Origin of the sequence: Mesorhizobium sp. M4B.F.Ca.ET.017.02.2.1, assembly GCF_003998955.1 — a bacterium.
Classification (GTDB): Bacteria; Pseudomonadota; Alphaproteobacteria; order Rhizobiales; family Rhizobiaceae; genus Mesorhizobium; species Mesorhizobium abyssinicae.
In genome coordinates this window covers 1-7,782 of sequence record NZ_RZOF01000296.1, presented here as the reverse complement: position 1 = coordinate 7,782, position 7,782 = coordinate 1, and the positions used below count along the sequence as shown (strand labels likewise).

Below are 7,782 nucleotides of genomic sequence, written 5' to 3'. Positions count from 1 at the left end.
GTCCTCGATCGATCGACGGGCGCCGCCCGACGGCAGCAGCGCCGCCGCCAGCAGCAGGACAATCGCCGCCAGCACCACATAGGCCGAAGCGCCGGCTAGACCATGAACGGCGAGGACGGCGACGATGCCGGCGGCGAGCAGCCAGCGGTTCGCCCACAGCCGCGCGGCCGCCGGTTGCGCCGTGCCTCTGTGCTCCGCGTTCAGCTCAGCCATTCGCGCGCTCGCGCCCCATGCCTTTACCCCCTGTCGCCGGTCGCGAAACTTCCGCTCGACCGGTCTGGAGTGCTACAGCGTCATTTGCGCATCCAGACGGGGGCGCGGCGCCGTTGAGGCTCCCAATAGCATGAGTCCGCAAGCTGGAAAGGTTCGTCTCGATGAAAAAAGCCAAGGAAAGCCCCGCCCCGGCACCGGCACCGGCACCGGCACCGACACAGGGCCCGCTGAAAATCAGGATTGGCGGCAAGGAGCGGGGGTTCGACATCGAGAACCCGGTGCTTCCCGACTGGATCGAGGACAACAAGCTGACCGCCGGCGGCTATCCTTACGACAAGAAGATGAAGAGCGAGGAGTATGACGAGACGCTCGAGCAGTTGCAGATCGAGCTGGTCAAGGCGCAGGCCTGGCTGCAGGCGAGCGGCAAGCGGGTGATGGCGCTGTTCGAGGGCCGCGACGCGGCCGGCAAGGGCGGCACGATCTTCGTGCTGCGCCAGTACATGAACCCGCGCACCGCGCGCAATGTGGCGCTGACCAAGCCGACGCCGACCGAGATCGGACAGTGGTATTACCAGCGCTATGTCGCCCACTTCCCGACGTCGGGCGAATTCGTGACCTTCGACCGCTCCTGGTACAATCGCGGCGGCGTCGAGCCGGTGATGGGCTTCTGCACGCCCGAGCAGCACGCGAAATTCCTCGACGAGACACCGCATTTCGAGCGGATGATCTGCAACGAAGGCATCCATTTTTTCAAATTCTGGCTGAACATCGGCCGGGAAACCCAGCTCGAACGCTTCCACGACCGCCGCTGGAGCCCGCTGAAGAACTGGAAGTTCTCGCCGATCGACGTCGCCGGCATCAACAAATGGGACGACTACACGAAGGCGCGCGACCTCATGGTCGAACGCACGCACAAGGAGTTCGCGCCCTGGATCGTCGTGCGGGCCAACGACAAGCGACGGGCGCGGCTGGCTGTGATCAGGCGCATCCTGTCGTCGCTGCCCTATGACGGGCGCGACCTCGAAATCGTCGGCAAGGAAGACAAGAAGATCATCGGCGAAGGGCCATCATTCCTGGAGAAGTAGGCCCCGTTTCGCCGACGATACAGGGGCTGGCGGGCCCTATGCCGCCAGCCTGGCAATGCGCTGCAGCCGCTTCAGGGTCGTATCGTCCTGCAGCGCCTGCTGGAACAGCGATATCTCCTGGTCGATGCGGTCGCAGAGCGCGCCGGTGTCGCCCTTGAGCAGGCCGCGCGTCTGCAGGAGTGCCGCGACCGGCTTCTTGGCAAGCTGCCTCGCCCTGAGAAGGGCCGCTTCCTCGGCGCTGCCGTCGGCCACGATCTCGCCGACCAGGCCGAGCGCCTTGGCATCCTCGGCATGCAGCGTGTCGCCCAGGCAGAAGAAGCGGAAGGCGCCGGCATAGCCGAGCTTCTGCGGCGCCAGGATGCTGGTTGCCGCGTCAGGCACCAGGCCGAAATCGACGAACGGCACCCGGAACGTGCTTGCGCGCGAGGCGATCACCATGTCGCAGTGGAACAGGATGGTGCAGCCGACACCGACGGCATCGCCGTCAACACAGGCAAGGACGGGTTTTGGAAAGGTCGCCAGCGTGCGGAACATGTCGGTGACGGCGGCGATCAGCTCTCGATGCTTGGTGGCGTCGAGGAACTCGGAAAAGTCGCCGCCAAGGCAGAAACAGCCTGCCAGGCCGCGCAGCACGACGACACGCACATCATCGTTCACGGCGGCTTCGTGGAAGGTCCTGGCCAGGCTGGCATAGGCGCGTCTGTCCAGCACCGGCCGGCCGTCGTGCGAGGAGACAGTGACGACCAGCGTGTGGCCGCGTAATTCTGGTTGCGGGTGGATACTCATAACAAAACTCCAATTACGATGCCTGCCGCAGGCCGAGCCTGTCGGGATATCCTCTGGCCAGCACAGGGGCGAAATGGTTGCGGCGCGCGCGGACCACGTCCAACGTGTGTTCGGTGAAGGTGAGCAGCGTGGCGACGACCTGCTGGTTGCCGTAGGTGCGCTGGTAACCGAGGGGTGTCGCCAGGAAGTGCAGCTGCAGCGCGCGCAGCACCCACATCGGCTCGAACTCGATGATGACCTGGTTGATGTTGCGCTTGAGGCCCCATTCGACGAAGCCGGCGATCAGCTCCGTGCCGACCGTCGACACGCCGCGCTTGCCGTCCCGGAAGCCTGGCGCGACCGCGTAGCGGGTCAATTCCCAGACACCTGGCCCCGAGGGCGGGGTGCCTTCATAGAGGTCCTGCAGCACGTCGGTCAGCAGATGTGCCCGTGTCGTCGGCAGCATCCGCTGATAGCCGGCAAGCTCGCCATTGCGGATGACGAGTTGATGCACCGCTTCGTCGTGGTCGAACTGGTCGATCTCGAGGCCGTCGGGACGCTCGAGATCGGTCCAGCCCATCTCCTCGACGAAGATCCTGTAGCGCAACCGATGGACGGCTTCCCAAAGGTCGGGACGCTCCATCAATTCCTGGGTTGTTAGGGAAAAAAGCATTAGCCGTCTCCTGGTTTGAATAGGAAGATACGGCCGGGCTTTCCCGAAAAAATTACGCGATCGCGTAGGCAAGAACTTCTAGGCCAGCTCGGCCGACCTAGCTAATATAGCCGCGCCTAATCGCTTCGGCGACGGCTTGCACCCTGTTGACGGCACCGAGTTTGCTTTTGGCGTTAAGAAGGTGTTTCTCGGAAGTGTGTTCCGAAATGCCTAGAATTTGAGATATTTCCCATTCGGACTTGCCGACGGCAGCCCATTGCAGGCATTCGCGCTCGCGCGGCGTCAATTCGATGTGATCGATGGTCTTGGCGGCCATCGTATGGAGCTGCATGGCGCGGCCGATCGCATAGGTCGACGCCAGCGACACCATCCCGAACTCCGCTTCCGACAGCTCGACCGCCTCGCCGCCTAGCGACACCATGACGATCTGGCCGTCGAGCGTGATCAGCGGGAATGCCAGGCCGTCGCGCAGCTTGAACTCCCTGGCGTCGCCCATTACCTCGCCGCTGCTCTTGTCGATGCGGATGCTTTCCGAGGCCTCACGCCACTGGAACGGCGCCTGAAGTTGCTTCATGTGGCTGACGACGGGATCGTGGTCGACGTAGTTGCGCGCCACATAGCGCTCCAGCCATTCGCCCGGCCAGTCGCAGAGCAGCACGTGGTCCTTCTGCTGGCCGCGCGGCGTGCCCGGATGCGGCACGGTTCCGGCCATCAGCGCCGTCAGGCCGAAATTCGACGTGACGCCAAGCAGCCTTTCGCAGACCGCGGCCGCCGTGTTGGCGTGCTGCAGCTGATCGATGTATTCCAGTGTGCGATCAAAATGACCCATCGCAACATCTACCCCATGTTGCCGTCCGCATCAGAGATCGATGGTAGATGCCTGACCCGCGCTTCGCCATCAACCCCGGATTGCAAAGCTGCACCGCTTTAGCGACCGGGTGATTGACCCCCTTTCAGCCGGCGCCGCGGAGCGTATTTGCAAACTACCTAAACCATACGCTTAAATTCGCAGGTTGAAATCAAAAACCATTGTGCCGGCGCTATTTTCGTACGAAAAGCCCAAGGACATGACTGGGCGGAGCCTTCTTGTGACATTGCGACGGATGGTCATCGCCCTGTCGATGCTGGCGGCGGCGCAGTTTTTTGCCGGCATTACATTTGCCGCCGAGCCGCAGGTGCCGGTGCTGTGGGACGCCAAGGAGCGGTTGCCGAAGCCCGACCTCTCGGCGTTGCCGCGCCTTAGGTTCCTCACCACCACCGACTTTCCGCCGTTCAACTTCCTCGACAGCGCGGGCAAGCTGTCCGGTTTCCATGTCGATCTGGCGCGCGCGATCTGCGCCGAGCTCGGCATCGCCGAAAAGTGCCAGATCCAGGCGCTGCCCTGGGGCGAGCTCGACGAGGCGCTGCAGAAGGGCGAAGGCGAGGCGATCATCGCCGGCATCGCCGCGACGCCGGAGACGCGGACGAAATACGCCTTCTCGCGCTCCTATCTGCAATTCCCGGCGCGCTTCATCATGCCGAAAGCGAAAGCCTTCGCGGAGCCGATCCTCGACAAGCTGCGCAGCAAGCGGGTCGGCGTCATCGCCGGCTCGGCGCATGAGAAGATGCTGCGCGAGTATTTCGGCACCGTTCAGGTCGTGCCCTTCGACGCGCCGGAAGCGCTCTATGGCGACCTCAAGTCCGGCAAGATCGACGCCGCCTTCGGCGACGGCATGCGCTTTGCCTTCTGGCTGGGCGGCACCGATGCCTCCGGCTGCTGCCGCTTCGCCGGCGGACCCTATCTGGCCCCGGAATATCTGGGCTCGGGCATGGCGATCGCCACCCGCGCCGGCGATCCGGCGCTGGCGGCGGCCATGGACTACGCCTTGCAGGAGATCTCGGTGAAGGGCACCTTCGCCGAATTCTACCTCCGCTATTTCCCGGTCAGCTTCTTCTGAGGACCGCAGCACGGCCAGGGCTTGTTGAGGTTGAGCTCAGGCCGCGCCGAAAGTGGTGGCTTCCGAGAACCGGAGCGGAGCGTACTTGAGTACCTGAGCACCGGAAGCGCTGGAGACCGCCATTCGCAGGCCGGCCTCACCTGAATATCGACCAAACCTAAGTCAGCGTGCGCAGACGCGCCTTCGCCGCGCGGGCGATCGCGGCGACGGTCAGCGTGTCGAGATCGAGCTTGAGACGGATCAACTGCAGCACCCGCACTTCTTCCATGCGCATTTCGAGATCGACGGCGGCGACCTCGAAAGCGGCGGCATAAGCGGTGTCGCGCAGCCGTTCGGGCAGCGCCCCTTCGACAAGTTCGAGCACGCCTTCCAGTCCGTCCTCGGCGTTCAACGCCTTCTGGCAGGCCTGAGCGACGGCAACCAGCCTGTCCTGGTTGAAATCCACGAACACCGGCCATGAGCGGACGACGTCGCCGATGCGCGCAAGCTCGACATCGGTCATGTCGCGGTCGGAAGCCGAAGTGATGACCATCAGGTAGATCAGGGCTTCGTGTGGCGTCAAAGGCATTCAAAACTCCTTGATAATGCGCCCCGAAGGTAGGGTCGCCAGGTGGACGCCGCAAGGAAAACCGCCGCAAATCGTTGACGCTCCGGCCTGTCGCGCCTAGAGGACCGGGTGAAAATCTTACCTCCGCCGGCAAGCCGGCCGATAGCTGGAACTTTTGACATGACGGGATCAAACACCATCGATCTCAATCCCGAGATGCTTGCGGCCGCCGCGGAGAGCAAGGCCTGGCCGTTCGAGGAAGCCAAGAAGATCATCGCGCGCTACAAGAACGCCGCGTTTCCGGACACCGTCCTGTTCGAGACCGGTTATGGCCCGTCCGGCCTGCCGCATATCGGCACGTTCGGCGAGGTGGCGCGCACCTCCATGGTGCGGCACGCCTTCCGCGTGCTGACGGAAGACAAGGTCAAGACCAAGCTGCTCTGCTTCTCCGACGACATGGACGGCATGCGCAAGATCCCCGACAACGTGCCGGACCGCGCGGCGTTGGAGCCGTATCTGCACATGCCGCTGTCGTCGGTTCCGAATCCGTTCGGCGGCGACTATGCGAGCTTTGCCGACCACAACAACGCGATGCTGTGCCGCTTCCTCGACACGTTCGGCTTCGACTACGAGTTCGCCAGCGCGACGCAGTACTACAAGGCGGGCCGCTTTGACGAGGTGCTGCTGCGCGCCGCCGAGCGCTACGACGAGATCATGGCCGTCATGCTGCCGACGCTCGGCGAAGAGCGCCAGGCGACCTACAGCCCGTTCCTGCCGATCTCGCCGAAGAGCGGCCGCGTGCTCTACGTGCCGATGAAGCATGTCGACGCCAAGGCCGGCACCATAACCTTCGACGATGACGGCACCGAGACCACGCTCTCGATCAAGGGCGGCAAGGTGAAGCTGCAGTGGAAGCCTGATTTCGGCATGCGCTGGGCGGCGCTCGGCGTCGACTTCGAGATGTTCGGCAAGGACCACCAGACCAACGCCGTGATCTACGACCGCATCTGCAACATCCTCGGCGGACGCGCGCCGGAGCATTTCGTCTACGAGCTGTTCCTCGACGAGAACGGCCAGAAGATCTCGAAGTCGAAGGGCAACGGGCTGACCATCGACGAGTGGCTGACCTATGCGCCGACCGAGAGCCTCGGGCTCTACATGTATCAGCGGCCACGGCAGGCCAAGAAGCTCTATTTCGACGTCATTCCGAGGGCCGTGGACGAGTACTACACCTTCCTCGGCGCCTATCCGCGGCAGGACTGGAAGGAACGGCTCGGCAATCCGGTCTGGCACATGCATGACGGCAACCCGCCGGCCATCGACCTGCCGGTGCCGTTCGCGCTGCTGCTCAATCTGGTCAGCGCCTCCAATGCGCATGACAAGGCGGTGCTGTGGGGCTTCATTTCGCGCCACGCACCTGGCGTGACGCCGGCGACGCATCCCGAGCTCGACCGGCTGACAGGCTACGCGATCCGCTATTTCGACGATTTCGTGAAGCCGACCAAGGTTTTCCGCGCCGCCGACGACGTGGAGCGCGACGCACTGGCGAAGCTTTCGGACGCGCTCGGCGCGCTGCCGCAGGGCGCCGACGGCGAAGCGATCCAGAACGCGGCGCTCAACGTGGCGCGGCGGATCGAGCGTTATCAGGACCATTCCAAGCAGAGCCCGGAAGGCGGGCCCGGCGTTTCGGTCGCCTTCTTCCAGATGATCTACCAGGTGCTGATCGGACAGGAGCGCGGTCCGCGCTTCGGTTCCTTCGCCGCCCTCTACGGCATCGCCGAGACGCGGGCGCTCATTGAGCGGGCGCTGGCTGGTCAGCTAGCGGCGTAAGGATCCCATCCTCTTCCTGCAGGATCGAACTCGGCGCGGAGGGCGCCGGGGGCAGGGCGGCAGGGAGTGAGGGCACGCCCGAAAGATCCGGAGCCGCGCCGAAGATGCCTTTCCTTGCGGTGCGCGCTTTCTCGCCCGCCTCGACATAGGGCCCGCCTGCGGCGGCACGCGCCCAGCCGTTTTGCACCAGCCATTGGCCGACATCCTGATTGCCGACGCGGCATTCGGCGGAAATGGTGTCGCGGCCGCCCTCGGGCGGCACCGTGCAGACCACCGTGCGGCCGCGCAGGAAAGAGCGGAACGCCGTCCTGGCGCGGATGCCGCAGGCCCAGGATTTGCCCTCCTCGCCACAGGTCTCGTCCTGCCCGAGGACCTCGACGCCCGAGACGGCAACGGCGTAGCCTTTCGCTTCGATCAGGCCCGCGGCGGCGGCAACGGGCTGGAACAGCTTGGTCCCGTTCCAGTCGTCCGGCATCTTCAACTTGGGCGGCTTGAGCGGGCCGGCGAGCGCGAGATCGCTGAGCGGCGCGCGGGGCTCGACCCGCTCGAGCTCTTCGGCGGAAAGCTGCGGCGGCGCCACGACATCGGGATCGATCGCCCTGGAATGGGCGGGAGTCCTCACCGGCTGCGGTGCCGGAATGGCTGCCGTGGCCGGTGCTTCGGGCTGCATGTCGGCGCCCTGCCCGGCGATCGTGCCGGCGGCCGGATCGATCCGGTCAATCGTGACGACGC

General features: G+C 64.6%; 8 protein-coding genes and 1 pseudogene. 3 read left to right on the top strand and 6 right to left on the bottom strand.

Annotation, left to right across the window (positions count from 1 at the left end; genetic code table 11):
* A pseudogene (locus EN738_RS26635) lies at nt 1-213 on the bottom strand (two-component sensor histidine kinase); the annotation flags it as partial.
* A 161-nt stretch (nt 214-374) separates the two neighbouring features.
* On the opposite strand from EN738_RS26635, the gene ppk2 reads away from it, so the two are divergent.
* Nucleotides 375-1,298, top strand: a complete 924-nt coding sequence (ppk2, locus tag EN738_RS26630; RefSeq protein ID WP_127286299.1) for a polyphosphate kinase 2 — start codon at nt 375-377, stop codon at nt 1,296-1,298.
* Nucleotides 1,299-1,334: 36 nt separating this feature from the next.
* On the opposite strand, the gene EN738_RS26625 is transcribed toward ppk2, so the two are convergent.
* The 3 genes from EN738_RS26625 to EN738_RS26615 all read right to left on the bottom strand — a co-directional run bounded on the left by EN738_RS26625 (nt 1,335) and on the right by EN738_RS26615 (nt 3,565).
* Nucleotides 1,335-2,084, bottom strand: coding sequence for an enoyl-CoA hydratase-related protein (locus EN738_RS26625; protein ID WP_127286298.1), 750 nt, complete (start codon nt 2,082-2,084; stop codon nt 1,335-1,337).
* Between the two features lie 13 nt (nt 2,085-2,097).
* The gene (locus EN738_RS26620) at nt 2,098-2,736 is read right to left on the bottom strand and encodes an acyl-homoserine-lactone synthase (protein WP_127286297.1); all 639 of its coding nucleotides are present in this window, start codon (nt 2,734-2,736) and stop codon (nt 2,098-2,100) included.
* 97 nt (nt 2,737-2,833) lie between these two features.
* Nucleotides 2,834-3,565 (bottom strand): LuxR family transcriptional regulator, encoded by a 732-nt coding sequence (locus tag EN738_RS26615; RefSeq protein ID WP_127286296.1) that lies wholly within the window; start codon nt 3,563-3,565, stop codon nt 2,834-2,836.
* A gap of 274 nt (nt 3,566-3,839) precedes the next feature.
* Here EN738_RS26615 and EN738_RS26610 point away from each other — a divergent pair, with 274 nt between their 5' ends.
* Nucleotides 3,840-4,673, top strand: coding sequence for a transporter substrate-binding domain-containing protein (locus tag EN738_RS26610; RefSeq protein WP_245494711.1), 834 nt, complete (start codon nt 3,840-3,842; stop codon nt 4,671-4,673).
* Nucleotides 4,674-4,830: 157 nt separating this feature from the next.
* Here EN738_RS26610 and EN738_RS26605 read toward each other — a convergent pair whose 3' ends face one another.
* Complete coding sequence (locus tag EN738_RS26605; protein ID WP_127222598.1) at nt 4,831-5,241, bottom strand: tellurite resistance TerB family protein; 411 nt, start codon at nt 5,239-5,241, stop codon at nt 4,831-4,833.
* Nucleotides 5,242-5,400: 159 nt separating this feature from the next.
* Between EN738_RS26605 and EN738_RS26600 the strand changes: the two genes are divergently transcribed.
* Entirely contained in the window at nt 5,401-7,050 is a 1,650-nt protein-coding gene (locus tag EN738_RS26600; protein WP_127286295.1) for a lysine--tRNA ligase, read from the top strand.
* Here the strand turns inward: EN738_RS26600 and EN738_RS26595 are convergent.
* Nucleotides 7,013-7,782, bottom strand: a 770-nt coding sequence (locus EN738_RS26595) for a thermonuclease family protein (protein WP_245494710.1), incomplete at its 5' end; no start/stop codon positions are given. The two genes, EN738_RS26600 and EN738_RS26595, sit on opposite strands and share 38 nt — an antisense overlap.